We start from the raw sequence: 25445 nt of genomic DNA on the forward strand, positions 1-25445 counted from the left end.
CACCGCCATGCCCGCGTCCCGCGCAGAAACGGTCATCGAGGCCGCCGACCGCCTGTTCACGGCGATCGAGCGAGGCGATGTCGCGGCGGTCGGCGCGATGTGGAGCGACGACATCGCGGTATGGCGCGTCGGCTCGCGCCGCGACCCCCTCAAAACGGACGACAAGGCCCGCGCGATGCGGGTCATCGAGTGGTTCATCGGCGCGACCACGCAGCGCCGCTATGAAATTCTCGACCGGCAGCTCTTCGACGACGGGTCCGCTCAGGGCTTCGTCCAGCAGCACGTCCTGCACGCGACCGGGCATGCGGGGCAATCGATCTCGCTGTGCGTGTGCATCGTGATCCGGGTGGGCACCGACGGCCGGATCGAGCGCATCGACGAGTATTTCGATCCCGCCGGGATCGCGCCGTTGCTGGATTGAGACTAGATTCGCCACCAGACATGGGGGTGACGATGACGACTTTGGAGACACTGCTTCACGATCCCGATCTCGCCGGCGGGTGGAACCTGGTCCCGGATCGCTCGGCCATCACGTTCAAGGTCCGCAACATGTGGGGGCTCGTCAACGTCAAGGGCCGCTTCACCGACTTCAGCGGCGACGGCCAACTGACCGGCAAGGGAGCGGTTTTCGGGCGCGTCGACATCCGGGCCGCCTCGCTGGACACCGGGATCGGCCGCCGCGACAAACACCTGCGCTCGGCGGACTTCTTCGACGTGGACCGCTTTCCCGAGATCGGCGTCGTCGTCACCGCGCTGCGCCCCACTCAGGGCCCTCCCAAAGGCAGGGCCGCCGACGTTCGGACCAACTTCACCGTCAAGGGCATCACCACCGAGCTGCCGCTGCCCGTCACGATCTCCGAACTCGACGACGGCTCGGTCCGCGTCGCCGGCGAGACCACGCTCGATCGTGCCCGGTTCGACCTGGGTTGGAACCGGCTCGGCATGATCGGCCCGACGGTGACCGCGGCGGCGGAAGCCATCTTCGTGCGCGAATCGCGATGAGATTTCTGCGGGCACCGGCGATAAACCCGCAGCGACCCCAGTAGCATCTGCACCGTGTCCGACAGCCTCCCCCAATCCAGCGTCGCCCTGCGGATCCTCGTCTACAGCAGCAACGCCCAAACCCGCGAACGGGTGATGCGCGCGCTCGGCAAGCAGCTGCACCCGGATTTGCCCGAGTTGAGCTATGTCGAGGTGGCGACCGGTCCGATGGTGGTGCGGACGATGGACGAGGGCGGCATCGACTTGGCCATCCTGGACGGCGAAGCCACCCCGACGGGCGGCATGGGAATCGCGAAACAGCTCAAAGACGAACTCGAGACCTGCCCGCCGCTGGTGGTGCTCACCGGGCGTCCCGACGACGCGTGGCTGGCGTCCTGGTCGCGCGCCGAGGGTGCGGTGCCACATCCCATCGACCCCATCCTGCTGGGCCGCACGGTCCTCAATTTGCTGCGGACCCCGGTTCGCTGACTTTCTCCTAGCCGCGGCGTTGCCGCGGCTTTTGCCTTCCGCTGACCCCCTGCGGCGGTTCTGACCACCGGCGCCGGTCCGAGTTCGCGCAGCACAGCACGCGCGCGGCCCCCCAATAGTGCAAAACGCCCACCCCGGGCAAGCGCACCGCGCGCCGCGACGCTATGTTGAAGATCACTGTGACGGGCTCCAGACCCAGTTCGTCACAGCAGCCCGGTTACCGCCTGGCCGCTGCAGGCGGCTCGTACGACGGATCATGGAGCGAATTGAACGTCTACATACCCATCCTGGTGCTCGGTGCGATCGCCGCGGCCTTTGCCGTGGGCTCGGTGGTGATCGCGAGCCTGGCGGGCCCGTCACGGTTCAACAAGTCGAAGATGGCGGCCTACGAGTGTGGGATCGAACCCACCGAGACCTCGGTGAGCGGGCCGCATGCGACGGCAGGACAGCGGTTTCCGGTCAAGTACTACCTGACCGCGATGCTATTCATCGTCTTCGACATCGAAATCGTGTTCCTGTATCCGTGGGCGGTCAGCTACGACGCGTTGGGCACGTTTGCTCTGGTCGAAATGGTCGTGTTCATGCTCACGGTCTTCGTGGCCTACGCCTACGTGTGGCGCCGCGGCGGCCTGACGTGGGATTGAGGTAAAACGTGGGTCTTGAGGAACAGCTGCCCGGCGGGATTCTGCTGTCCACGGTCGAGAAGGTGGCGGGCTATGTCCGCAAGAACTCGCTGTGGCCGGCGACATTCGGGTTGGCCTGCTGCGCCATCGAGATGATGGCAACCGCCGGGCCAAGATTCGACATCGCGCGGTTCGGCATGGAACGCTTCTCGGCCACCCCCCGGCAGGCCGATCTGATGATCGTTGCCGGCCGGGTCAGCCAGAAGATGGCACCGGTGTTGCGGCAGATCTACGACCAGATGGCCGAGCCGAAATGGGTGCTGGCCATGGGCGTGTGCGCGTCGTCGGGCGGAATGTTCAACAACTACGCGATCGTCCAGGGCGTGGATCACGTGGTCCCGGTGGACATCTACCTGCCCGGATGCCCGCCACGGCCGGAGATGCTGCTGTACGCAATCCTGAAGCTGCACGAGAAGATTCAGGAGATGCCGCTGGGCGTCAACCGGGAAGACGCCATCGCCGAGGCCGAGCAGGCGGCGCTGTCGGCCCGGCCCACCATCGAGATGCGCGGACTGCTCCGATGAGTTCGCCGAATCAGGATCCTCACGAGGCGATCGGCCGCGCCGACGAAGAAGTCATCGACGTGCGCCGCGGAATGTTCGGCGTCCAAGGCTCGGGTGACACGTCCGGCTACGGCCGGCTGGTGCGCGAAGTCCTGCTTCCGGGCAGCAGCCCGCGGCCCTACGGCGGCTACTTCGACGAGCTCGTCGACGGACTGGCCGAGGCCCTGAAAAAGGGTGGCGTCGAATTCACGGACGCGATCGAAAAAGTGGTGGTGTACCGCAACGAGCTCACCTTGCATGTGCGCCGGGAGGCGCTGCCGCAGGTCGCCCAGCGCCTTCGCGACGAACCGCAACTGCGCTTCGAAATGTGCCTGGGCGTCAGCGGGGTGCACTACCCGCACGAGGCCGGCCGCGAACTGCACGCGGTTTATCCGCTGCAATCGATCACGCACAACCGCCGCGTCCGCCTGGAAGTGTCTGCGCCCGACGATGATCCGCACATCCCGTCGCTGTTCGGCATCTATCCGACCACCGACTGGCACGAGCGTGAGACCTACGACTTCTTCGGCATCATCTTCGACGGTCACCCGTCGCTGACCCGCATCGAAATGCCCGACGACTGGCACGGACATCCGCAGCGCAAGGACTACCCCCTCGGCGGAATTCCCGTCGAATACAAAGGCGCACAGATACCCCCGCCCGACGAGCGGAGAGCGTACAACTGATGAGCACCACCACCGAATCGACGCACGACGGCGCCGGCGAGACACTCGTGGTCGCCGGCGGCCAAGACTGGGACAAGGTCGTCGAAGCCGCCCGCAACGCCGATCCCGGCGAACGCATCGTCGTCAACATGGGGCCCCAGCACCCGTCCACGCACGGGGTGCTGCGGCTGATCCTGGAAATCGAGGGCGAGACGGTCACCGACGCCCGCTGCGGGATCGGGTACCTGCACACCGGCATCGAAAAGAACCTCGAATACCGCTACTGGACCCAGGGTGTCACCTTCGTGACCCGGATGGATTACCTCGCACCGTTTTTCAACGAGACCGCCTATTGCCTGGGCGTGGAGAAGCTGCTCGGCATCACCGACCAGATACCCGAGCGCGTCGACGTCATCCGAGTGTTGATGATGGAGCTCAACCGGATTTCGTCGCACCTGGTGGCCTTGGCCACCGGCGGCATGGAACTGGGCGCCATGACCCCGATGTTCGTCGGTTTCCGGGGCCGCGAGATCGTGCTGACCCTGTTCGAATCGATCACCGGCTTGCGGATGAACAGCAACTACATCCGGCCCGGCGGCGTGGCCCAGGACCTGCCGCCGAACGCGCAGACCGAGATCGCCGAGGCCCTCGAACCGCTGCGGGAAGTGCTGCGCGAGATGAGCGGTCTGCTCAACGAGAACGCGATCTGGAAGGCCCGCACCCAGGACGTCGGCTACCTGGACCTGACCGGGTGCATGGCGCTGGGCATCACCGGGCCGATCCTGCGTGCCACCGGGCTGCCGCACGATCTGCGCAAGAGCGAACCGTACTGCGGATATGAAAACTACGAATTCGACGTAATCACCGAAGACACGTGTGATGCTTACGGGCGCTACATGATTCGTGTCAACGAGATGTGGGAGTCGATCAAGATCGTCGAGCAGTGTCTGGACAAGTTGAAGCCCGGCCCGACCATGGTCTCCGACCGCAAGATCGCCTGGCCGGCCGACCTGAAGGTGGGGCCCGACGGCATGGGCAACTCGCCGGAGCACATCGCCAAGATCATGGGCGGTTCGATGGAGGCCTTGATCCACCACTTCAAGTTGGTCACCGAGGGCATCAGGGTTCCGCCCGGCCAGGTGTACACCGCGGTCGAGTCGCCGCGCGGGGAGCTCGGCGTGCACATGGTCAGCGACGGCGGCACCCGGCCCTACCGAGTGCATTACCGAGACCCCTCCTTCACCAACCTGCAGTCGGTCGCCGCGATGTGCGAGGGCGGGTTGGTCGCCGACCTGATCACCTCGGTCGCCAGCATCGACCCGGTCATGGGCGGGGTGGACCGGTGACCGGCCCACAGGGACAGCCGGTCTTCCTGCGGCTCGGCCCGCCGCCGGACGAGCCCAACGCGTTCGTCGTCGAGGGCGCGCCCACGTCGTATCCGCCCGAGGTGCGGGCCCGGCTGGAGGTCGACGCCAAGGAGATCATGGGCCGCTACCCCGAGAAGCGCTCGGCGCTGCTGCCGTTGCTGCACCTGGTGCAGGCGCAGGATTCCTACCTGACGCCGGCGGGCCTGGAGTTCTGCGGTGAGCAGCTGGGACTCAGCGGAGCCGAGGTGTCCGCCGTGGCGAGCTTTTACACGATGTATCGCCGCGGCCCCACCGGCGACTACCTGGTAGGCGTCTGCACCAACACGCTGTGCGCCGTCATGGGCGGCGACGCCATTTTCGATGCCCTGAAAGAACATTTGGGCATCGGCAACGACGAGACGACCGCCGACGGATCGGTCACCCTGCAACACATCGAATGCAACGCCGCCTGCGACTACGCGCCCGTGGTGATGGTCAACTGGGAGTTCTTCGACAACCAGACTTGCGAATCGGCACGCGAACTCGTCGACTCGCTGCGTTCCGGTGAGCCGAAGGCCCCGACCCGCGGCGCGCCGCTGTGCGCCTTCCGGGAGACGTCGCGCATCCTGGCCGGCTTGCCCGACGAGCGGCCCGACCAGGGGCAGGGAGGCGCCGGTGCGGCGACCCTGGCCGGCCTGAAGGTAGCCAAGGAACACGGCATGCAGGCGCCCGGCGCGCCGGAAGGCCAGCCATGACAACCACTTCCGAGACGTCCGGCGCCACGCCGCTCACTCCGGTGCTCAGCCGCTTCTGGGACGACCCCGAGTCCTGGACGCTTGAGACCTACCGCCGGCACGGTGGCTACGAGGCGATGAAGAAGGCGCTGGCGATGGAGCCGGACGCGGTGATCGGGGTGGTGAAGGATTCCGGGCTGCGCGGGCGCGGCGGCGCGGGCTTCTCGACCGGGACCAAGTGGTCGTTCATCCCGCAGGGCGACACCGGCGCGGCCGCCAAACCGCACTACCTAGTGGTCAACGCCGACGAGTCGGAACCCGGTACCTGCAAAGACATTCCGCTGATGCTGGCGACACCGCACGTCCTCGTCGAGGGCGTCATCATCGCCGCCTACGCGATCCGGGCCAACCACGCGTTCATCTATGTGCGCGGCGAGGTGCTGCCGGTGCTGCGCCGCCTGCAGAACGCGGTGGCCGAGGCGTACGCCGCCGGGTACCTGGGCCGCGACATCAACGGCTCGGGATTCGATCTGGAGCTGGTCGTGCACGCGGGCGCCGGCGCGTACATCTGCGGCGAGGAGACCGCGCTGCTGGATTCGCTGGAAGGCCGACGCGGCCAGCCGCGGCTGCGCCCGCCGTTCCCCGCGGTGGCCGGCCTGTACGGCTGCCCCACGGTGATCAACAACGTCGAGACCATCGCGAGCGTGCCGTCGATCATCGGCAACGGCGTGGACTGGTTCCGCTCGATGGGAAGCGAAAAATCCCCGGGCTTCACGCTGTATTCGCTGTCCGGGCACGTCACCCGCCCCGGACAGTACGAGGCCCCGCTGGGAATCACGTTGCGGGAGTTGCTCGCCTACGCCGGCGGGGTGCGGGCCGGCCACCGGCTGAAGTTCTGGACGCCCGGCGGCTCGTCGACCCCGCTGCTGACCGACGAGCATCTCGACGTCCCGCTGGACTACGAGGGCGTGGGCGGCGCCGGCTCGATGCTGGGCACCAAGGCGCTGGAGATCTTCGACGAAACCACCTGCGTGGTGCGTGCGGTGCAGCGCTGGACGTACTTCTACAAGCACGAATCGTGCGGCAAATGCACGCCGTGCCGCGAGGGCACCTTCTGGCTGGACAAGATCTACGAGCGGCTGGAGGCCGGCACCGGCACCCACGAGGACCTCGACAAACTGCTGGACATCTCCGACTCCATCTTGGGTAAAGCGTTCTGCGCCTTGGGCGATGGCGCCGCCAGCCCCGTCATGTCGTCGATCCAGTACTTCCGCGACGAGTACGTCGCCCATGTCGAGGGCGGCGGATGCCCGTTCGACCCACGAGACTCCATGCTGATACCGAACGGAAAGGCATGACGAGCTGATGACGAGCCTTGCCAAAACCGAGACCGGCGACGAGGTGCGTCCGCCGGAGATGGTGACGCTGACCATCGACGGCATCGAAATCAGCGTTCCCAAGGGAACTCTGGTGATCCGGGCCGCCGAACTGATGGGCATCCAGATCCCGCGGTTCTGCGACCACCCGCTGCTGGAGCCGGTCGGCGCGTGCCGCCAGTGCCTGGTCGAGGTCGAGGGCCAGCGCAAGCCGATGGCCTCGTGCACCACCGTGGCCACCGACGACATGGTCGTGCGCACCCAGCTCACCTCCGAGGCCGCCGACAAGGCGCAGCACGGCGTGATGGAGCTGCTGCTGATCAACCATCCGCTCGACTGCCCCATGTGCGACAAGGGCGGCGAATGCCCGCTGCAGAACCAGGCAATGTCCAACGGGCGGGCCGATTCTCGCTTCACCGACGAGAAGCGCACCTTCGCCAAGCCGATCAACATCTCCTCGCAGGTTCTGCTCGACCGCGAGCGCTGCATCCTGTGCGCGCGCTGCACGCGGTTCTCCGAACAGATCGCCGGCGACCCGTTCATCGACATGCAGGAGCGGGGCGCCCTGCAGCAGGTCGGCATCTACGCCAACGAGCCGTTCGACTCCTACTTCTCGGGCAACACGGTGCAGATCTGCCCGGTGGGCGCGCTGACCGGGACCGCCTACCGCTTCCGGGCCCGTCCGTTCGATCTCGTCTCCAGCCCGAGCGTCTGCGAACACTGTGCCTCCGGATGCGCACAGCGCACCGACCACCGCCGCGGCAAGGTGCTGCGCCGGCTGGCCGGCGACGACCCGGAAGTCAACGAGGAGTGGAACTGCGACAAGGGCCGGTGGGCGTTCACTTACGCGACCCAGCCCGACGTGATCACCACTCCCCTGGTTCGCGACGCCGACGGCTCGCTGCAGCCGACCTCGTGGTCACACGCGATCGCCGTCGCGACGCAGGGCCTCGAGGCGGCGCGCGGGCGCACGGGGGTGCTGGTCGGCGGCCGCGCGACCCTGGAGGACGCCTACGCCTACTCCAAGTTCGCGCGAATCGTGCTGGACGGCAACGACATCGACTTCCGCGCCCGGCCGAGTTCGGCCGAGGAGGCCGACTTCCTGGCGGCCCGCATCGCCGGCAGGCCGATGACCGTCAGCTACGCCGATCTGGAGTCGGCGCCGGTGGTCGTGCTGGCCGGGTTCGAGCCCGAGGACGAGTCGCCGATCGTGTTCCTGCGGCTGCGCAAGGCGGCCCGCAAACGCGGGTTGCCCGTCTACGCGGTGGCGCCGTTCGCCACCCGGGCGCTGGACAAGATGTCCGGCCGGCTGATCAAGACCGTGCCCGGCGCCGAAGCCGCGGCGCTGGACGGGTTGGCCACCGGCGAGGTGGGTGACCTGCTGTCCACCCCCGGCGCGGTCATCATGGTCGGCGAACGCTTGGCCACCGTGCCGGGCGGATTGTCCGCTGCGGCGCGGCTCGCCGATACCACCGGCGCCCGCCTGGCCTGGGTGCCGCGGCGCGCCGGCGAGCGGGGCGCGCTGGAGGCCGGTGCGCTGCCCGGGCTGCTGCCCGGCGGCCGTCCGGTGGACGACGAGACCGCCCGGGCGCAGGTGGCGCGGGCCTGGAACGTGTCCGAATTGCCCTCCGGCCGTGGGCGTGACGCCGACGGCATCCTGGCCGCCGCCACCGACGGGACGCTGGGCGCGCTGCTGGTGGGTGGCGTCGAGCCCGACGACTTCGCCGACCCCGAAGCGGTGCTGGCGGCGCTGGACGGCGCCGGCTTCGTGGTCAGCCTCGAGATGCGGGACAGCGCCGTCACGCGGCGCGCCGACGTGGTGTTCCCGGTCGCGTCGACGACACAGAAGGCCGGCGCGTTCATCAACTGGGAGGGCCGCTTCCGGCCCTTCGACGCCGCGCTGCGCAACACCCAGGACGCCACCCAGTCCGACCACCAGGTGCTCGACGCGCTGGCCGACGAGATGGGCGTCTACCTGGGCATGTCCACCGTCGACGCGGCCCGCGAAGAACTGGCCGCGCTGCGGCACTGGGACGGCAAGCGCCCCGCGAGCCCGGACGTCGCGGCGCCGCAGCCACCCGAGGTCGGCGCTGGCGAGGCGGTGCTGGCCGGCTGGCGGATGTTGCTGGACAACGCCCGAATGCAGGACGGTGAGCCACATCTGGCGGGAACGGCCCGCAAATCCGTCGTGCGGCTGTCCGCCGACACGGCCGCCGAGATCGGCGCCGCCGAGGGCGACGCGGTGACCGTCAGCACGTCACGCGGGTCCATCAGCCTGCCGCTGCTCGTCACCGACATGCCCGACCGGGTGGCGTGGCTCCCACTCAACTCGTCGGCGTCGGCGGTGTACCGCCAGCTCGGGGCAACCCCCGGCAGCACAGTGAAAATCGGAGTGGGCAAATGACTCGCGCCGGCGACGATGCAGAGCGAAGCGATGAGGAGGAGCGGCGCACATGACCACCGGCTTGACGGTCTTCGGGCACGACACCTGGTGGCTGGTGCTCGGCAAGGCCCTGGCCATCTTCGTGTTCCTCATGCTCAACGTGCTCGTCGCGATCCTGCTCGAACGCAAGATCCTCGGCTGGATGCAGCGCAGGCCCGGACCGAACCGGGCGGGACCCTGGGGCGTCCTGCAGAGCCTGGCCGACGGAATCAAGTTGGCGCTCAAGGAAACGATCACGCCCGGTGGTGTCGACAAGTTCGTCTACTTCGCGGCGCCGGTCATCTCCACGATCCCGGCGTTCACCGCCTTCGCGTTCATCCCGTTCGGCCCGGTGGTGTCGGTGTTCGGCCACCGGACGCCGCTGCAACTGACCGACCTCCCCGTCGCGGTGCTGTTCATTCTGGGGCTGTCGGCCATCGGGGTGTACGGAATCGTGTTGGGCGGCTGGGCATCCGGGTCCACCTATCCACTGCTGGGCGGGGTGCGCTCCACCGCCCAGGTCATCTCCTACGAGGTGGCGATGGGACTGTCGTTCGCGGCGGTGTTTCTGTACGCCGGCTCCATGTCGACGTCACAGATCGTCGCCGCGCAGGACCGGGTCTGGTACGTGTTCCTGCTGCTGCCGTCGTTCGTGATCTACCTGATCTCGATGGTCGGCGAAACCAACCGGGCGCCCTTCGATTTGCCCGAGGCCGAGGGTGAACTGGTCGCGGGATTCCACACCGAGTACTCGTCGCTGAAGTTCGCGATGTTCATGCTGGCCGAGTACGTCAACATGATGACGGTGTCCTCGCTCGCCACCGCCTTGTTCTTCGGCGGCTGGCATGCGCCGTGGCCGCTGAACATGTGGGCCGGCGCCAACACCGGGTGGTGGCCGGTGCTGTGGTTCACCGCCAAGATGTGGACCTTCTTGTTCATCTACTTCTGGCTGCGGGCCTCGCTGCCCCGGCTGCGCTACGACCAGTTCATGGGCCTGGGCTGGAAGCTTTTGATCCCGGCCTCGCTGGTCTGGGTGCTGATCGCGGCGGTGGTCCGCACACTGCGCAACCAGGGGTATCAGCACTGGACCCCGGTACTCGTGGTGAGCAGCATCGTGTTCGCCACGGTCCTGGTGATGTTGCTGCGAAAACCGTTCAGCGCGCCGGGGATTCGCGCGCTGGAGCGCCAGCTGCGGCGTCAGGCGAAGAAGGTGCCGGCCGCATCGATCTCCACACCGGTATTCCCGACACCGCCGCTGCCGGCGAAAGAGATGAAGTCGCTGGCGGCGGCGAGCAAGGAGGAAGCACGTGGCTAAATTCTTGGACGCCGTGGCCGGATTCGGCGTGACGCTGGGATCGATGTTCAAAAAGCGCGTCACCGAGGAGTATCCGGAAAAGCCGGGCCCGGTCATGCCCCGCTATCACGGGCGTCACCAGCTGAACCGCTACCCCGACGGCCTGGAGAAGTGCATCGGCTGCGAACTGTGCGCGTGGGCGTGCCCGGCCGACGCGATCTACGTCGAGGGCGCCGACAACACCGAGGAACTCAGGTACTCCCCCGGGGAACGCTACGGCCGGGTGTATCAGATCAACTATCTGCGCTGCATCGGCTGCGGCCTGTGCATCGAAGCCTGCCCGACCCGGGCGCTGACGATGACCAACGACTACGAGATGGCCGACGACAATCGCGCCGACCTCATCTACGAGAAGGACCGGCTGCTGGCTCCGCTGCTGCAAGACATGCTCGCGCCGCCGCATCCCAGGGCCGAGGGCGCCACCGACAAGGACTACTACCTGGGCAACGTGACCGCACACGGGCTGCGGGACAACCAGCACGCCGGAGACTCCCGGTGACCGGTTTCGCGGGCCACGCCGTCACGTCCGTGATGGCATCCAGTTTCGCCCACGACACCATCGCTCGAACCTCCACCGGCGAAGCGGTGACGTTCTGGGTGCTGGGGGCGCTGGCGGTGATCGGTGCGCTCGGGGTGGTGTTGGCGGTCAACGCCGTCTACTCGGCGATGTTTTTGGCCATGACGATGATCATCCTGGCGGTGTTCTACATGATCCAGGACGCGTTGTTCTTGGGCGTCGTTCAGGTCGTCGTCTACACCGGCGCGGTGATGATGCTGTTCCTGTTCGTGCTCATGCTCATCGGCGTGGACTCCGCCGAATCGCTGCGGGAGACGCTGCGGGGCCAGCGCGTCGCCGCGGTGGCCGCCGGTGTCGGGTTCGGCATCCTGCTCATCGCCGCCATCGGCAACGTGGCCACGGGCGGCTTCGCCGGGCTGACCACCGCGAACGCCGCCGGCAACGTGGAAGGGCTGGCGGCGCTGATCTTTTCGCGCTACCTGTGGGCATTCGAACTCACCAGCGCGTTGCTGATCACCGCGGCCGTCGGGGCCATGGTGCTGGCGCACCGCGAGCGTTTCGAACGCCGCAAGACGCAACGCGAGCTCTCCCAGGAACGATTCCGGCCCGGCGGGCACCCCACCCCGCTGCCCGGCCCCGGCGTGTACGCCCGCCACAACGCCGTCGACGTGGCCGCGCTGCTGCCGGACGGCTCGTACTCGAAGCTGTCGGTGTCGCCGATGCTGCAAAGCCGCGGCGCCGACGGCAAGAAGACCCCGTCCCCCGAGGCAAGCTCGGGTCTGTCACAAGGCGGTCCGTCGTGAATCCCGCTAATTACCTGTACCTTTCGGCGCTGCTGTTCACCATCGGGGCCGCCGGTGTGTTGCTGCGCCGCAACGCCATCGTGATGTTCATGTGCGTCGAGCTCATGCTCAACGCCGTCAACCTCGCGTTCGTCACGTTCGCGCGGATGCACGGCCACCTGGACGGACAGATGATCGCGTTCTTCACGATGGTGGTGGCCGCCTGCGAGGTGGTCATCGGCCTGGCCATCATCATGACCATTTTCCGTGCCCGCAAATCGGCGTCCGTCGACGACGCGAACCTACTCAAAGGCTGAAGAGCGCCACGTGACGAATCTTATTGGGACTCAATACAGCTGGCTGCTGGTCGCGCTGCCGTTGGCGGGTGCCACCATCCTGCTGTTCGGCGGGCGGCGCACCGACCGCTGGGGGCATTGGCTGGGCTGCGCCACCGCGCTGGCGGCATTCGCCCTGGGCCTGAGCCTGCTGGGCGAGTTGCTCGGCCGCCCCGCCGACGACCGCGTCATCCACCAAAAGGTGTTCAGCTGGATCCCGGTCGGCCAGCTCCAGGTCGACCTCGGGCTCCAGATCGACCAGCTGTCGGTGTGTTTCGTGTTGCTGATCTCCGGGGTCGGCTCACTGATCCACATCTATTCGGTCGCCTACATGGCCGAAGACCCCGACCGCCGGCGGTTTTTCGGCTACCTCAACCTGTTCCTCGCCTCGATGCTGCTGCTCGTGGTCGCCGACAACTACGTGGTGCTCTACGTCGGCTGGGAAGGGGTGGGCCTGGCGTCCTACCTGCTGATCGGGTTCTGGTACCACAAGCCGACCGCCGCCACCGCCGCCAAGAAGGCTTTTGTGATGAACCGGGTCGGCGACGCCGGGCTGGCGCTCGGAATGTTCTTGATGTTCAGCACTTTCGGCACGCTGTCGTACGCCGGGGTGTTCGCCGGGGCGCCGGCCGCAGGGCGGGGCGCGCTGACCGCGATGGGACTGTTGCTGCTGCTGGGCGCCTGCGCCAAATCCGCGCAGGTGCCGCTGCAGGCCTGGCTGGGTGACGCCATGGAGGGCCCCACCCCGGTGTCCGCGTTGATCCACGCCGCCACCATGGTGACCGCCGGGGTGTATCTGATCGTGCGGTCCAACCCGCTGTACAACCTCTCGCCCGACGCGCAACTGGCGGTGGTCGTCGTGGGTGCGGTCACGTTGCTGCTCGGGGCGTTCATCGGCTGCGCCAAGGACGACATCAAGCGGGCGCTGGCGGCCTCGACGATGAGCCAGATCGGTTACATGGTGCTGGCCGCGGGCCTGGGTCCGGCCGGCTACGCGTTCGCGATCATGCATCTGCTCACCCACGGCTTCTTCAAGGCCGGGCTGTTCCTGGGATCCGGCGCGGTGATCCACGCGATGGACGAAGAGCAGGACATGCGCCGCTACGGCGGCCTGCGCGCCGCGCTGCCGATCACGTTCGCCACGTTCGGCCTGGGATACCTGGCGATCATCGGTGTGCCGCCCTTCGCGGGCTACTTCTCCAAGGACGCCATCATCGAGGCGGCGCTGGCCGCCGGCGGCGTCCGGGGTTACGTGCTGGGCGCGGCGGCGCTGCTGGGCGCGGGCGTCACCGCGTTCTACATGACCCGCGTCATGCTGATGACCTTTTTCGGTAAAAAGCGCTGGGCGCCCGGCGCCCACCCGCACGAGGCGCCCGGCCTGATGACGTGGCCCATGATCCTGCTGGCGATCGGCTCGGTGTTCTCCGGCGGCCTGCTCGCGGTCGGTGGCACCTTGGCGCGCTGGCTCGAACCGGTCGTCGGGAAACACGAAGAAGTCACCCACGCGTTCCCGGTCTGGGTGAGCAGCGCGCTGGCACTGGGTGTGGTCGCCATCGGGATCGCCGTCGCCTACCGGCTTTACGCCACCGCGGACATCCCCCGGGTGGCCCCCCTGTCGGTCTCGCCCCTGACGTCGGCCGTCCGCAAGGACTTCTACGGCGATGCCCTCAACGAGGAGGTGTTCATGCGCCCCGGTGCGCAACTGACCCACGCGCTTGTCGAAGTCGACAACGCGGGCGTCGACGGCTCGGTCAACGCGCTGGCGGCGCTCGTGAGCCAGGCGTCGAATCGGCTGCGGGGCCTGCAAACCGGCTTCGCCCGCAACTACGCACTGTCGATGCTGACGGGCGCGGTGCTGGTGGTCGCGCTGATCCTGGCGGTGAAACTGTGGTGAACCCGATGACCTCGGTTCCATGGCTCAGCGTGCTGTGGCTGGTGCCGCTGGCCGGAGCCGTGCTGATCATCCTGATGCCACCCGGGCTGCGGCAGCTCGCCAAGTGGACGGGCCTGGTGTTCGGCGTCGCGACCCTGGCGGTCGCGATCGTCGTCACCCTCGGGTTCAAGACCGGCGGCGCCCCGTATCAGTTCGTCGAAAAGCACCAGTGGATCCCGGCTTTCGGGGCCGGCTACACCCTGGGCGTCGACGGCATCGCGGTGGTGCTGGTGCTGCTGACCGCGGTGCTGATCCCGGTGCTGCAGATCGCCGGCTGGAACGACGGGGGCCAGCGCACGCGCGGCGTGCACGCCTACGTCGCGCTGACGCTGGCCATCGAATCCATGGTGCTGATCTCGGTGATCGCGTTGGACGTGCTGCTGTTCTACGTGTTCTTCGAAGCCATGCTCATCCCGATGTACTTCCTGATCGGCGGCTTCGGCGGGGGGTCGGGCCGCTCACGTGCGGCCGTGAAGTTCTTGCTGTACAACCTGTTCGGCGGGCTGATCATGCTGGCCGCGGTGATCGGGCTGTATGTGGTGACCTCGCAGCACGGGTCGGGCACGTTCGACTTCCGTGAGATCGTCGCCGGCGTCGCCTCCGGGCGCTACGGGGCGGATTCCGCGGTGTTCAAGGCGCTCTTCCTGGGCTTCATGTTCGCGTTCGCGATCAAGGCCCCGCTGTGGCCGTTCCACCGCTGGCTGCCCGACGCCGCGGTCGAGGCCACCCCGGCCACCGCGGTGCTGATGATGGCCGTGATGGACAAGGTCGGCACCTTCGGCATGCTGCGCTACTGCCTGCAGCTGTTCCCCGATGCCTCAACGTATTTCCGCCCGCTGATCGTCGTGCTGGCGGTCATCGGGGTGGTCTACGGGGCGATCGTCGCCATCGGCCAGACCGACATCATGCGCCTGATCGCCTACACGTCGATCTCGCACTTCGGGTTCATCATCCTCGGCATCTTCGTGATGACCAGCCAGGGCCAGAGCGGGTCGACGCTGTACATGCTCAATCACGGGCTGTCCACGGCGGCGGTGTTCCTGATCGCCGGCTTCCTGATCTCGCGGCACGGCAGCCGGGCGATCGCCGACTACGGCGGCGTGCAGAAGGTGGCGCCCATCTTGGCGGGCACCTTCCTGGTCTCCGCCATGGCCACCCTGTCATTGCCCGGCCTGGCCCCGTTCATCAGCGAATTCCTGGTCCTGCTGGGAACTTTCAACCGGTACTGGCTGGCCGCCGGATTCGGCGTCACCGCGCTGGTGCTGTCGGCCGTGTACATGCTGTGGCTCTACCAGCGCGTGATGACCGGGCCGGTGGCCACCGGCAACGAGAAGATCGGCGACCTGAGGGCGCGCGAATTGATCGTCGTCGCACCGTTGATCGCGCTGCTGCTCGTGCTCGGGATCTATCCCAAGCCCGTCCTCGACATCATCAATCCGGCCGTCGAGAACACCATGACCACCATCGGCCAGCACGACCCCAAACCGACGGTGCCGGTGGGCAATCCCAGGCCGGCCCAAGCCCGGACCGCTGAAGGACCGCGATGACCCTCCCCACCCCCAGCATCCAGTACTTTCTGCTGTCCCCGACCCTCATCGTGTTCGGCATCGCCGTGGTGGGGGTCCTCGCCGAAGCGTTCCTGCCCAGGCGCATCCGCTACGCCGGCCAGGTGACGCTGGCCCTCGGCGGCTTGATCGCGGCGTTCGTCGCCGTCGTCGCCGTGAGCCGCTCGATCAAGAGCTCGGGGCGGGCCGCGGTCCTGGGCGCCATGGCCATCGACCGTCCGACGCTGTACCTGCAGGGCACCGTGCTGCTGGTCGCGGTGATGGCCGTCATCTTCATCGCCGAACGGACCCAAACCAAAACGGAGAGCAAGGTTTCCGTCGCAACGGGCGCCGGCGGCACGGGAGGCCTGGACTCGTTCACCCCGCAGGCGTCGGCGGTGCCCGACAGCGACGCGGAGCGGGAGGCCGAGCGGGCCGGAGCCGCCCAGACGGAGCTCTTCCCGCTGGCGATGCTGTCGGTCGGCGGCATGATGGTCTTTCCGGCGTCCAACGACCTACTGACGATGTTCGTCGCGCTGGAAGTGTTGTCCTTGCCGCTGTACCTGATGTGCGGCCTGGCCCGCCACCGTCGCCTGCTGTCGCAGGAAGCGGCCATGAAATACTTTCTGCTGGGCGCGTTTTCGTCGGCCTTCTTCCTCTACGGTGTGGCGCTGCTCTACGGCGCGACCGGCACGCTGCTGCTGACCGGTATCCGCGACGCGCTGGCCACACGCGGCGACAGCTCGCTGGCGCTGGTCGGTGTCGCGCTGCTGTCGGTCGGTCTGCTGTTCAAGGTCGGCGCCGTTCCGTTCCACTCGTGGATTCCCGACGTGTACCAGGGCGCCCCCACCCCGATCACGGGATTCATGGCGGCGGCCACCAAGGTGGCGGCGTTCGGCGCGCTGCTTCGGGTGATCTACGTGGCGCTGCCGCCGCTGCATGACCAGTGGCGGCCGGTGCTGTGGACGATTTCCATCCTGACCATGGTGGTGGGGACCATCACCGCGGTGAACCAAACCGACGTCAAGCGGATGCTGGCCTACTCCTCGGTCGCCCACGTCGGATTCATCCTCACCGGCGTCATCGCCGACAACCACACCGGACTTTCCTCCACATTGTTCTATTTGCTCGCCTACAGCTTCAGCACCGTGGGCGCGTTCGCCATCGTGGGCCTGATTCGCGACGACGACGGTGTCGAGGATGCCGCGCTGTCGCACTGGGCCGGGCTGGGACAGCGCTCCCCCATTGTGGGCGTGATGTTTTCGATGTTCTTGTTGGCGTTCGCCGGCATCCCGCTGACCAGTGGATTCGTCAGCAAGCTCGCCGTGTTCAAGGCCGCCGCCCAGGGGGGCGCCGCGCCCCTGGTGATCGTCGGTGTGGTCGCCAGCGGTGTCGCCGCCTACTTCTACGTGCGGGTGATCGTGTCGATGTTCTTCACCGAAGCCACCGAGGACACCCCGCACGTGGTGGCGCCGGGCATCCTGAGCAAGGCCGCGATCGCGGTCTGCGCCGCGGTCACCGTGGTGTTGGGCATCTTCCCGCAGCCGCTGCTCGACCTGGCCGATCACGCCGCGCACCTGCTGCACTGACGGTGACCGACGTCGGCGCTCAGGCCAAGAACGGCCGGATCGCCAGCAGGTAGATCACCAGCGCACCCAGCGGGGCGGCCAACGGCAACCACGGCAACTGCAACGGGAACGACGTTGCGACCAACCCGGCGAACGTAAACCCCACCGCGGCAACGGCCGTCGGCCAGCTGCTCAGCACCACCGGGGCGGCCGCGCCGGCCGCATGGCGGCACACCAGGTAGGCGGCCGCGCACAATCCGGACAGCGCGACGAACACGACCGGCGGATCGGACAGCGTGACCGTCACGACCGCCAGCAGCACGGCAACCGTTGCGGCGAACCGGAATACCGTCCCCGCACCCACCGAAACCAGGGCCGCCACCCACGCGGCCACGGCGAAACCGTGCGAGCCCCCGGCCGCCGATCCCACCATGAGCAGACCGAACCCGGTCGCGAACGCGGGCGAGCCCAGCCGACCCAGCGCGCCCGCACCACCGCTATCCACGCAGCCTCCCGCGCACCCGGCGGCGGCGATCGGGCAGCACACCCATCGACTGCTCGAGGCCGCTCTCGCCCCGCCACGACACGATGTCCACACCGACGGTGGCCATGTCGCGATACATCGAGGAGCGCTGCAGCGCCCACATCCGATCGACCAACGGATCCTGATCGTCTTCGAACGGCGAACAGTCGAGGATGTCCATGGCCAACACGACATGGCCCCGCCTCCGCAGATCGATGAGGGCGAGAGCGAATTCGGTGTCGAGCAGCGTGGAGAACGCGATGACGATCGCCCCGGCAGGCACCGCCGCGCGCGGCGCCAGCGTGCCCGTGGTGCGCTCGAATCGGTCACCGGCACCGAGCACGGTGTCGAGCACCCGATAGAACTGGCGCTGCCCGATGTCGGCGCCGAGCCAGCGCGGACGGTTGCCCCCGAGCGCGACGATCCCGGCCCGATCACCGTGCCGCAGGGCGGTTTGCACCACTTGCGCCGCGCCCCGGACGACCCGTTCGGTGGCTACGGTCGCCGGACCCGCCGGCTGCCGATACCCGTCGATCAGCACGACCACGTCCGCCGCGCGGTCGGTCAACCGCTCCGTGACGTGCAGCTGGCCGCGGCGCGCGCTCACCGGCCAATTCACCGCGCGCAGTTGGTCTCCCGGCACGTAGGGACGAATGTCGGCGTATTCCACCCCGGGGCCGACGTGCCGGGTCAGGTGGGCGCCCAGCCGGTCGAGCAACTCGATCTGCGGGATGGGCGTGGCCTGCGGCGGCGTCAGCGGAAACACGATGACCTCGGCGGCGTCGACAACGCCGGTGCCGGTGAGCAGCCCACCGCGTGCGATCACCTCGACGCGGGCCGCGATCCGGTACCGTCCCCAGCGCTGCGCCGTGGCCGCCACCGTCTTCGCCCGGCCCGCATCGGCATCGGCGATCTCGAGCTCCATCCCCTCCACGTCCGGGACCGTGAGCCGGGCGGCCGACAACCCTTGTTCTTCCCCGCTGATCCACACCCGCAGGTGCGCCTGCTCGCTTTCGAAGCATCGCTGGGCGTCAGGCTCGCCGTGCACGCGAATTTCCGGCACCCGCCGCTGCCAGCTGATCGAACACAGCACGCCGAGCAGCGGCGCCGCGAACGCGATCAGCTGCCACCGGGCGCCGATGACGGCCGCGGCCATCGCGAACCCCGCGCAGGTGGCAACCGCGCGCGTCAATCCCGATGCGCGCCAGCGAAACTCGATCTCGCGGCCCTGCGTCACGCCGGACTCATCCGGTGTCCCCCGGGCTCGCGCCGGTGCGCGGCACCGGCAGCCGGTGCAGCAGCTCCCCGATGACGTCGGCGCCCTGGATCTTTCGCACCCACATCTCCGGGCGCAAGGTGATGCGGTGCGCGACCGCCGCGGTGGCGAGCGCCTTGACGTCCTCGGGGATCACGTAGTCGCGGCCGAGCAGCAGCGCGCGGGCGCGGGCGAGCTGGACCAGGTCGAGTTCGGCGCGCGGGCTGGCTCCGACCGCGACCTGCGGGTGGTGCCGCGTCGCGTTGGCCAGCGAGACCACGTAGTGCAGGACGTCTTCGTGCACCGTCACCTGCTCGACCGATTCCCGCATCGCCAGCAGGTCGTGCGCGTCCACGACCTGATTGACCGTCGGCTCGGCCGATCCGCGTTCGAGGCGCTGCCGCAGCATGGAGGTCTCGTCGCGTTCGGAGAGATAGCGCAGTTCCAGCCGGATCGCGAATCGGTCGAGCTGCGCCTCGGGCAGCGGATACGTGCCCTCGTACTCGATCGGGTTGTCGGTGGCCAGCACGATGAAAGGCCTTGACAGCTGGTGTGTTTCGCCGTCGATGCTGACCTGTCGTTCGGCCATCGCCTCCAGCAGCGCCGCCTGGGTTTTCGGTGGCGTGCGGTTGATCTCGTCGGCGAGCAACAGGTTGGTGAAGATCGGTCCGGGCCGGAACGCGAAGCGCCCCGACTGCATGTCGTAGATCGTCGACCCGAGCAGGTCCGCCGGCAGCAGGTCGGGGGTGAACTGCACACGGGTGAATTGCAGCCCCAGCGCGGCCGCAAAGGATCTCGCGATCAGCGTCTTGCCCAGACCCGGCAGGTCCTCGATGAGGATGTGACCGCGCGCGAGAACGGCGGTCAGGATGAGCTTGAGCGCGGCGCGCTTGCCCACCACCACGCGTTCTATTTCGTCGAGGATCGCCTCGCAGTGTGCGGTCGTGGTTGCTGCCGGCAGCGTCATTTCTGGATCGCGCCCCCTGTCATACCTGCTCCAACTTTCGCAGAATCTCTTCCAGCGCCGCCCGGCCCGGCCCCGGCTGGCGGTCACCGTTGCGGATGACGTTGTTGGGGTTGACCCAGTCCCACAGCTCGACACCGAAGAGCATTCGGCCAGTCGCGTGGAAGGCGGCGGGATCTTTGGCTTGCCGTTGGCCCGTGGCGATTTCGTACCGTCGGGCCAGCATCGGGCGCAGATGCCGGTCCCAGTCGGCCCGGGTGGCCTCCGACCGGCGGATGGTCGTCTCGGTGGTGGAAAGCCAGCGGCGCAACGAATCCCCGAGGTCGTCGGCCTCGGGCTCGGTGCCGGCCTCGGGCCCGCGTCCCAGCGTGCGCCGCAGGCCGAGCAGTACCACGGCCAGCCCGATACCGGAGGCCGCCAACACGAGTCGGCGGTCATGCTGCGTCAGCGTCAGCAGTTCGATGGCGATGATGAGGCAAACCCCGAGGGCCGCGGTCCTTTTCATGCGACGCTCAGCGATCGGAGTTCGTCGAGGACCAATCGAAGCACGCGCACCGCCACGTCGCGGTGTCCCTCGTTCATCACGTGCGGACTGAACCGCGCCTCGGTGAACAGGTTCACCAGTTGTACGGCGTTATCGGCATGCAGGGCATGGCGTTCGACCGCACGGGCCAACACCTCGGACGGGGTATCGAAGTCCTGGGGGACGGCCCCGGGAACATGCGCGAGTTCGCGTTCCATCGCGGCGTAGCAGGCGATGATCGCCTCGCGCGGCTCGCGGCTGAGGTCCGTCATCTCCGCCAGTCCACGCTCGGCGGCCCGCGCCAGCGACCGCGGCGGCGCCGCGGCCGCAGGGGTTTCGGCCGGCTCGTCGGCGATGCGGGGTGCGATCGGGTGCCGCCGTCGCCTCGCCGTGGCGACCGTTCCGGCGACGATCACGAACAACATCGCGGCCGTGCTGGCGAGCAGCACGCCGAGCATGCTCTGGGAGCCGTCGCGCGGCCGGTGCTGCTGCTGCGGTGGTGGCGGCGAGCCGCCATGCCCCGACGGCGGCTGGCCGCCGGTCTCGGATGCGGAGGGAGCCGGGCCGATGCCGTGGGGCGCCAGGAGCCTGCTCAGCAGCATCACGATCAGTAGCCACGCGACGATCACCGCGAGGCCGATCAGCAACACCCGCCAGCTCGGTCGGCCCCTCCCGGTGCCCAGCATGTCGGACAGCGCCCCGGCGGACGGCGCGGGTGCACGGGGGTCTCGCAACCGCGCGACGACCGCGATCGCGACCAAGGCCAGCGTCGCCGCCAGGATCGCGACCACGAACACCATGGCCGCCCGGCCCCCCGCCTCGCTGCGGGCCGCATGCTGCTGAGCCGGGAAATACCCGCGCAGGGCGGCCGCGACCACGAGTAGGAGAACGATCAGGGCCACGACCCGCCCTGTCGGCTTGTCCATACCAGGCATGGGCACACCACTCAACCGGTTGCCTGCCGCCGTTGCGGCACTGGCTTTGCTCATACTTGCACGTCAGGCGACCCTAGGGCCAGGACTGGCGTTCGATAGCGTCGGTGGCGTGGTCCGGGCTTCGCCGGAGTGCGATCGACCGCCCCGGCTCAGTCCAGCGCGAACGGCCGGAAACTGCCGTCGAGCACTTGTAGGTGCCCGATGGTGCGTCCGGTGACCTTGCCGGGGTCGACGAGCGCCAATTCCACTGCAGCGCGGGCGAATTCATCCGCGGACGCGGTGTCGTCGAAGTTGCGGGCGTAGTAGGAAAGCCCCGGTGTGAGGATCGGCTTGGACGGCGACAGCGCGTTGACCGCGATGTTGTGGTCGGTGAGATCGAATGCCGCGCATTGGGTTAGATGCTCGAGCGCCGCCTTGGACCCACCGTACCCGGGCAGCACACCGCCGCTGCGGTCGGCGTACGGGCCATCACCGGGCAGTCGCGACGCGACCGAGGTGATGTTGATGATCGACCCGCCACCCGCCTCGATCATGTCGGGGCACACCAGCTGCATCAGCTCGTAAGCCGCGAACACCGCGATGTCGAAATGCCGGCGATACGCGTGCAAGGGCGTACTGACGAACCCCGGCCAGCCGGGCCTGGCGGCGCCGCTCGGCGGTTTGGCGGGCTTGGGGCGCGGTTCGCCGCCGGGCGCCGGCGGGCGGCCCGGCGCGGTGAAGGCCGCATTGTTGACCAGAATCGCGATCGGGCCCAACGCATCTCGCGCCGAGTCCACCAGCCGGGCGATCTCGTCGCGGTCGGTCAGATCGGCCCGCACCGCGACGGCGCGTCCGCCCGCGGCCTCGATGTCGGCGACCGTCTCACCGATCGTTCCCGGCAGCCGGTCATCCCAGACCTCTTCGGTGCGCCCGCCGACCGCCACCGCCGCGCCCTCGGCGGCCAGCGCCAACGCGATCGCTCGACCGAGGCCGCGGCTGGCACCGGTGACGATCGCGGCGCGCCCGGCGAGCCGGCCCGTCATCGCCGCACGCCGTGCACGACGATGGCCGTGGTCTGTTCCACCCACGCGTCGTCGAGCTCCTCCTCCGGGCGCAGCAGCATCCGCAGCATCGTCGCTCCCCCAATCAACTCGATCAAGCGATCCGGATCCACGTCGGGATGGGCTTCGCCCCGGTCGACGGCCTCGCGCAGCCGCACCCGCACCGCGGCGAACAAGTCCACGAATCGCGACATCACCCGCGCGTTGAGCGCGGGATCGGCCGTCATGTCGGCCACCAGGCCGGGCAGCGCGGCGCGCACCACCGGGGTGGTGAACACGTCGCGGGCGGCCTCGATCATCATCCGCGTGTCGGCGGCGATATCCCCGGCCGGCGCCTCCAGCGCGGTGGGGGCAACGGGGAAGGCCGCCTCGTGCACCAGTTCGGCCTTGCTGGACCACCGCCGGTACAGCGCCGACTTCGTGGTGCCGGCGCGCTCGGCAACCGCGGCCAGACTGATGTTTGAATAGCCCGTTTGGACAAGCAGTTCCGCGGTCGCCGATAGGATGGCCGAGTCGATACGCGGATCGCGCGGGCGGCCGGCGCCGGGGGCCTTGTCAAGGCCGGACGGGTCTGCTTTCATAACGCTACCTACCGTATCGTAATTGCCGCGAAAAAGTCTCAAAGGATGGAGGCACTCCCCGTGGCCACTGAACCGGCAGTCGACAACGTCGACCGGCTGCAGCGCTCCAGCCGCGACGTCACCACGTTGCCGACGGTGATGTCGCGCTGGCTCTCCACCGTACTGCCCGACGGCGCAAAACCCGAGGTGACCGTCGAAAGCGGCGTGGATTCGACGGGCATGTCGTCGGAGACCATCATCTTGACCGTCCGCTGGCAGCAGGACGGGCAACCGACCGAGCAAAAGCTGGTGGCGCGGGTGGCGCCCACCGCCGAGGACGTGCAGGTCTTCCCGACCTACCGGCTCGACCACCAATTCGACGTCATCCGCAAGGTCGGCGAACTCACCGACGTGCCCGTGCCCCGGGTGCGGTGGCTGGAGAACACCGGCGACGTCCTGGGCACACCGTTCTTCGTGATGGACTACGTCGACGGGGAGGTGCCGCCCGACGTCATGCCCTACACGTTCGGCGGCAACTGGTTCGCCGACGCGCCCGCCGAGCGGCAACGCGAACTGCAAGACGCCACCGTCGGCGTCTTGGCTTCGCTGCACTCGATTCCCGACGCGCAGAACACCTTTGGCTTCCTCACCGAGGGACAAATCGGGGACACCGCGCTGCGCAAGCACTTCAATTGGGTGCGGTCCTGGTATGACTTCGCCGTGCCCGACATCGGGCGGTCGCCGCTTTTGGAACGCACCTTCGACTGGCTGGAGGCCAACTGGCCGACCGAGACGGCCGCCGCCGAGCCGGTGCTGCTGTGGGGCGACGCGCGCGTCGGCAACGTGTTGTACAAAGACTTCGCGCCGGTGGCGGTGCTGGACTGGGAAATGGTGACGCTGGGCCCGCGCGAGCTGGACGTGGCGTGGATGATATTCGCGCACATGGTCTTTCAAGAACTCGCCGGCCTGGCGACGCTGCCTGGGTTGCCGGAGGTGATGCGCGAGGACGACGTGCGCGCGACCTACGCGCGCCTGGCCGGCGTCGAAGTCGGCGACCTGCACTGGTTTTACGTGTACTCGGGCGTCATGTGGGCGTGCGTGTTCATGCGCACCGGCGCGCGCCGCGTGCACTTCGGCGAGACCGAAAAGCCCGACGATGTCGAATCGCTGTTCTACCACGCCGGATTGATGCGACGTTTGATCGGAGAGGACCAGTAATGCTCGGACCGCTCGACGAATACCCGGTACATCAGATCCCCCAGCCGATCGCGTGGCCGGGCTCCTCGGACCGCAACTTCTACGACCGCTCCTACTTCAACGCCCACGACCGCACCGGGAACATCTTCGTCATCAGCGGCATCGGCTACTACCCCAACCTCGGGGTCAAGGACGCGTTCCTGCTCGTCAGGCGCGGCGACACCCAGACCGCCGTGCACGTCTCAGACGCCATCGATCAGGACCGGCTCAACCAGCACGTCAACGGCTATCGCGTCGAGGTCATCGAACCGCTGCACCGGCTGCGCATCGTGCTCGACGAAACCGAAGGCATCGCAGCCGATCTCACCTGGAAGGGGCTGTTCGACGTCGTCCAGGAACAGCCGCACATCCTGCGTTCGGGCAACCGGGTGACGCTGGACGCCCAGCGTTTCGCGCAACTCGGCAGCTGGAGTGGCCGCATCGTCATCGACGGGGAGGAAATCACCGTCGACCCCAACACCTGGCTGGGCAGCCGCGACCGGTCCTGGGGCATCCGCCCGATCGGCGAGGCCGAGCCCGCCGGCCGGCCCGCCGACCCGCCGTTCGAGGGCATGTGGTGGCTCTATGTGCCCATGGCCTTCGACGATTTCGCGATCGTCCTGATCATTCAGGAGGAGCCCAACGGGTTCCGTTCGCTCAACGACTGCACCCGGATCTGGCGCGACGGCCGCGTCGAGCAGCTCGGCTGGCCGCGGGTCAAGATCCACTACCGCTCGGGCACCCGCATCCCGACCGGCGCGACCATCGAGGCCACCTCCCCCGACGGCACCGAGGTCCACTTCGACGTGGAGTCCAAGCTGCCGGTCCCCATTCACGTCGGCGGTGGCTACGGCGGCGATTCCGACTGGATACACGGCATGTGGAAGGGCGAGAAGTTCGCCGAGCGGCTGACCTACGACATGACCGACCCGGCGATCGTCGCGCGCGCGGGGTTCGGCGTGATCGACCATGTCGGCCGGGCGCTGTGCCGCGACGGCGACAAGCCACCGGTGGAGGGTTGGGGCCTCTACGAGCACGGCGCGCTGGGCCGCCACGACCCGTCGGGATTCAAGGACTGGCTGACGGTCGCGCCGTAACCGGTCCGCTTCACGATTTCGCCCTGCAAACCGCGGAAATG

At 68.1% G+C, this 25445-nt stretch carries 26 protein-coding genes; 19 read left to right on the plus strand and 7 right to left on the minus strand.

Features of this window, described 5'->3' with window-relative positions; translation table 11 throughout:
• Positions 1 to 7: 7 nt before the first annotated feature.
• From W7S_RS19340 to nuoN, 17 genes are all read left to right on the plus strand, one after another.
• Positions 8 to 421, plus strand: a complete 414-nt coding sequence (locus tag W7S_RS19340; RefSeq protein ID WP_014712165.1) for a nuclear transport factor 2 family protein — start codon at positions 8 to 10, stop codon at positions 419 to 421.
• Between the two features lie 32 nt (positions 422 to 453).
• Complete coding sequence (locus W7S_RS19345) at positions 454 to 1002, plus strand: YceI family protein (RefSeq protein ID WP_179300162.1); 549 nt, start codon at positions 454 to 456, stop codon at positions 1000 to 1002.
• 54 nt (positions 1003 to 1056) lie between these two features.
• A complete protein-coding gene (locus tag W7S_RS19350) occupies positions 1057 to 1470 on the plus strand; it encodes a response regulator transcription factor (protein WP_008259435.1) in 414 nt (137 codons plus the stop codon).
• Between the two features lie 266 nt (positions 1471 to 1736).
• A complete protein-coding gene (locus tag W7S_RS19355) occupies positions 1737 to 2114 on the plus strand; it encodes an NADH-quinone oxidoreductase subunit A (protein WP_008259436.1) in 378 nt (125 codons plus the stop codon).
• Between the two features lie 8 nt (positions 2115 to 2122).
• Positions 2123 to 2677: an NADH-quinone oxidoreductase subunit B family protein gene (locus W7S_RS19360; protein WP_008259437.1), complete on the plus strand. Its 555-nt coding sequence runs from the start codon at positions 2123 to 2125 to the stop codon at positions 2675 to 2677.
• Positions 2674 to 3381, plus strand: a complete 708-nt coding sequence (locus tag W7S_RS19365; RefSeq protein WP_009955118.1) for an NADH-quinone oxidoreductase subunit C — start codon at positions 2674 to 2676, stop codon at positions 3379 to 3381. The genes W7S_RS19360 and W7S_RS19365 overlap by 4 nt, the downstream gene beginning before the upstream one ends.
• Positions 3381 to 4706, plus strand: a complete 1326-nt coding sequence (gene nuoD, locus W7S_RS19370) for an NADH dehydrogenase (quinone) subunit D (RefSeq protein WP_014712167.1) — start codon at positions 3381 to 3383, stop codon at positions 4704 to 4706. The genes W7S_RS19365 and nuoD overlap by 1 nt, the downstream gene beginning before the upstream one ends.
• Positions 4703 to 5461 carry an NADH-quinone oxidoreductase subunit NuoE gene (gene nuoE / locus W7S_RS19375; RefSeq protein WP_009955120.1) on the plus strand — a complete coding sequence of 253 codons (759 nt, stop codon included), beginning with the start codon at positions 4703 to 4705 and terminating at the stop codon, positions 5459 to 5461. The genes nuoD and nuoE overlap by 4 nt, the downstream gene beginning before the upstream one ends.
• Entirely contained in the window at positions 5458 to 6798 is a 1341-nt protein-coding gene (gene nuoF, locus W7S_RS19380; RefSeq protein WP_009955121.1) for an NADH-quinone oxidoreductase subunit NuoF, read from the plus strand. The genes nuoE and nuoF overlap by 4 nt, the downstream gene beginning before the upstream one ends.
• Positions 6799 to 6805: 7 nt before the next feature.
• Positions 6806 to 9220: an NADH-quinone oxidoreductase subunit G gene (locus W7S_RS19385; protein ID WP_014383097.1), complete on the plus strand. Its 2415-nt coding sequence runs from the start codon at positions 6806 to 6808 to the stop codon at positions 9218 to 9220.
• A 61-nt stretch (positions 9221 to 9281) separates the two neighbouring features.
• Entirely contained in the window at positions 9282 to 10553 is a 1272-nt protein-coding gene (gene nuoH / locus W7S_RS19390; RefSeq protein ID WP_014712168.1) for an NADH-quinone oxidoreductase subunit NuoH, read from the plus strand.
• Positions 10546 to 11091 carry an NADH-quinone oxidoreductase subunit NuoI gene (gene nuoI, locus W7S_RS19395; protein ID WP_009952979.1) on the plus strand — a complete coding sequence of 182 codons (546 nt, stop codon included), beginning with the start codon at positions 10546 to 10548 and terminating at the stop codon, positions 11089 to 11091. The genes nuoH and nuoI overlap by 8 nt, the downstream gene beginning before the upstream one ends.
• A 32-nt stretch (positions 11092 to 11123) precedes the next feature.
• Positions 11124 to 11912, plus strand: a complete 789-nt coding sequence (locus W7S_RS19400) for an NADH-quinone oxidoreductase subunit J (protein WP_014712169.1) — start codon at positions 11124 to 11126, stop codon at positions 11910 to 11912.
• On the plus strand, positions 11909 to 12208 hold the full coding sequence (nuoK, locus tag W7S_RS19405; RefSeq protein ID WP_008259456.1) for an NADH-quinone oxidoreductase subunit NuoK: 300 nt from the start codon (positions 11909 to 11911) through the stop codon (positions 12206 to 12208). The genes W7S_RS19400 and nuoK overlap by 4 nt, the downstream gene beginning before the upstream one ends.
• Positions 12209 to 12218: 10 nt before the next feature.
• Entirely contained in the window at positions 12219 to 14120 is a 1902-nt protein-coding gene (nuoL, locus tag W7S_RS19410) for an NADH-quinone oxidoreductase subunit L (protein WP_014383100.1), read from the plus strand.
• A 5-nt stretch (positions 14121 to 14125) separates the two neighbouring features.
• Positions 14126 to 15706, plus strand: coding sequence for an NADH-quinone oxidoreductase subunit M (locus tag W7S_RS19415; RefSeq protein ID WP_014712170.1), 1581 nt, complete (start codon positions 14126 to 14128; stop codon positions 15704 to 15706).
• Positions 15703 to 17292 carry an NADH-quinone oxidoreductase subunit NuoN gene (nuoN, locus tag W7S_RS19420; RefSeq protein WP_009952984.1) on the plus strand — a complete coding sequence of 530 codons (1590 nt, stop codon included), beginning with the start codon at positions 15703 to 15705 and terminating at the stop codon, positions 17290 to 17292. Before W7S_RS19415 ends, nuoN begins: the two co-directional genes overlap by 4 nt.
• 19 nt (positions 17293 to 17311) lie before the next feature.
• On the opposite strand, the gene W7S_RS19425 is transcribed toward nuoN, so the two are convergent.
• The 7 genes from W7S_RS19425 to W7S_RS19455 all read right to left on the minus strand — a co-directional run bounded on the left by W7S_RS19425 (position 17312) and on the right by W7S_RS19455 (position 23092).
• Positions 17312 to 17776 (minus strand): hypothetical protein, encoded by a 465-nt coding sequence (locus W7S_RS19425; RefSeq protein ID WP_014380857.1) that lies wholly within the window; start codon positions 17774 to 17776, stop codon positions 17312 to 17314.
• Complete coding sequence (locus tag W7S_RS19430; RefSeq protein ID WP_014712171.1) at positions 17769 to 19031, minus strand: DUF58 domain-containing protein; 1263 nt, start codon at positions 19029 to 19031, stop codon at positions 17769 to 17771. The genes W7S_RS19425 and W7S_RS19430 overlap by 8 nt, the downstream gene beginning before the upstream one ends.
• Before the next feature lie 7 nt (positions 19032 to 19038).
• A complete protein-coding gene (locus W7S_RS19435; RefSeq protein WP_014712172.1) occupies positions 19039 to 20016 on the minus strand; it encodes a MoxR family ATPase in 978 nt (325 codons plus the stop codon).
• 19 nt (positions 20017 to 20035) lie between these two features.
• Positions 20036 to 20518, minus strand: coding sequence for a hypothetical protein (locus tag W7S_RS19440; protein WP_014712173.1), 483 nt, complete (start codon positions 20516 to 20518; stop codon positions 20036 to 20038).
• On the minus strand, positions 20515 to 21462 hold the full coding sequence (locus tag W7S_RS19445) for a DUF4129 domain-containing protein (protein ID WP_014712174.1): 948 nt from the start codon (positions 21460 to 21462) through the stop codon (positions 20515 to 20517). Before W7S_RS19445 ends, W7S_RS19440 begins: the two co-directional genes overlap by 4 nt.
• 158 nt (positions 21463 to 21620) lie before the next feature.
• Positions 21621 to 22493, minus strand: coding sequence for an SDR family NAD(P)-dependent oxidoreductase (locus tag W7S_RS19450; RefSeq protein WP_014712175.1), 873 nt, complete (start codon positions 22491 to 22493; stop codon positions 21621 to 21623).
• The gene (locus W7S_RS19455; RefSeq protein ID WP_008259472.1) at positions 22490 to 23092 is read right to left on the minus strand and encodes a TetR/AcrR family transcriptional regulator; all 603 of its coding nucleotides are present in this window, start codon (positions 23090 to 23092) and stop codon (positions 22490 to 22492) included. Before W7S_RS19455 ends, W7S_RS19450 begins: the two co-directional genes overlap by 4 nt.
• 60 nt (positions 23093 to 23152) lie before the next feature.
• On the opposite strand from W7S_RS19455, the gene W7S_RS19460 reads away from it, so the two are divergent.
• Together W7S_RS19460 and W7S_RS19465 are read left to right on the plus strand one after the other, a co-directional pair.
• Positions 23153 to 24289 (plus strand): phosphotransferase family protein, encoded by a 1137-nt coding sequence (locus tag W7S_RS19460; protein ID WP_014712176.1) that lies wholly within the window; start codon positions 23153 to 23155, stop codon positions 24287 to 24289.
• Positions 24289 to 25404 carry a hypothetical protein gene (locus tag W7S_RS19465; protein ID WP_014712177.1) on the plus strand — a complete coding sequence of 372 codons (1116 nt, stop codon included), beginning with the start codon at positions 24289 to 24291 and terminating at the stop codon, positions 25402 to 25404. The genes W7S_RS19460 and W7S_RS19465 overlap by 1 nt, the downstream gene beginning before the upstream one ends.
• Positions 25405 to 25445: the final 41 nt, after the last annotated feature.

The organism is Mycobacterium sp. MOTT36Y, assembly GCF_000262165.1.
In the GTDB taxonomy this organism is placed as follows: domain Bacteria; phylum Actinomycetota; class Actinomycetes; order Mycobacteriales; family Mycobacteriaceae; genus Mycobacterium; species Mycobacterium intracellulare.

Excerpts from the sequence above, each read along its gene's own strand:
- W7S_RS19385 (WP_014383097.1), top strand. The coding sequence starts at position 6,806 with ATGACGAGCCTTGCCAAAACCGAGACCGGCGACGAGGTGCGTCCGCCG.
- W7S_RS19340 (WP_014712165.1), top strand. The coding sequence starts at position 8 with ATGCCCGCGTCCCGCGCAGAAACGGTCATCGAGGCCGCCGACCGCCTG.
- W7S_RS19440 (WP_014712173.1), bottom strand. The coding sequence starts at position 20,518 with ATGAAAAGGACCGCGGCCCTCGGGGTTTGCCTCATCATCGCCATCGAA.
- W7S_RS19450 (WP_014712175.1), bottom strand. The coding sequence starts at position 22,493 with ATGACGGGCCGGCTCGCCGGGCGCGCCGCGATCGTCACCGGTGCCAGC.
- W7S_RS19415 (WP_014712170.1), top strand. The coding sequence starts at position 14,126 with ATGACCTCGGTTCCATGGCTCAGCGTGCTGTGGCTGGTGCCGCTGGCC.
- W7S_RS19365 (WP_009955118.1), top strand. The coding sequence starts at position 2,674 with ATGAGTTCGCCGAATCAGGATCCTCACGAGGCGATCGGCCGCGCCGAC.
- W7S_RS19345 (WP_179300162.1), top strand. The coding sequence starts at position 454 with ATGACGACTTTGGAGACACTGCTTCACGATCCCGATCTCGCCGGCGGG.
- W7S_RS19455 (WP_008259472.1), bottom strand. The coding sequence starts at position 23,092 with ATGAAAGCAGACCCGTCCGGCCTTGACAAGGCCCCCGGCGCCGGCCGC.
- W7S_RS19445 (WP_014712174.1), bottom strand. The coding sequence starts at position 21,462 with ATGGACAAGCCGACAGGGCGGGTCGTGGCCCTGATCGTTCTCCTACTC.
- nuoF (WP_009955121.1), top strand. The coding sequence starts at position 5,458 with ATGACAACCACTTCCGAGACGTCCGGCGCCACGCCGCTCACTCCGGTG.
- W7S_RS19435 (WP_014712172.1), bottom strand. The coding sequence starts at position 20,016 with ATGACGCTGCCGGCAGCAACCACGACCGCACACTGCGAGGCGATCCTC.
- nuoN (WP_009952984.1), top strand. The coding sequence starts at position 15,703 with ATGACCCTCCCCACCCCCAGCATCCAGTACTTTCTGCTGTCCCCGACC.
- W7S_RS19400 (WP_014712169.1), top strand. The coding sequence starts at position 11,124 with ATGGCATCCAGTTTCGCCCACGACACCATCGCTCGAACCTCCACCGGC.
- W7S_RS19465 (WP_014712177.1), top strand. The coding sequence starts at position 24,289 with ATGCTCGGACCGCTCGACGAATACCCGGTACATCAGATCCCCCAGCCG.
- nuoD (WP_014712167.1), top strand. The coding sequence starts at position 3,381 with ATGAGCACCACCACCGAATCGACGCACGACGGCGCCGGCGAGACACTC.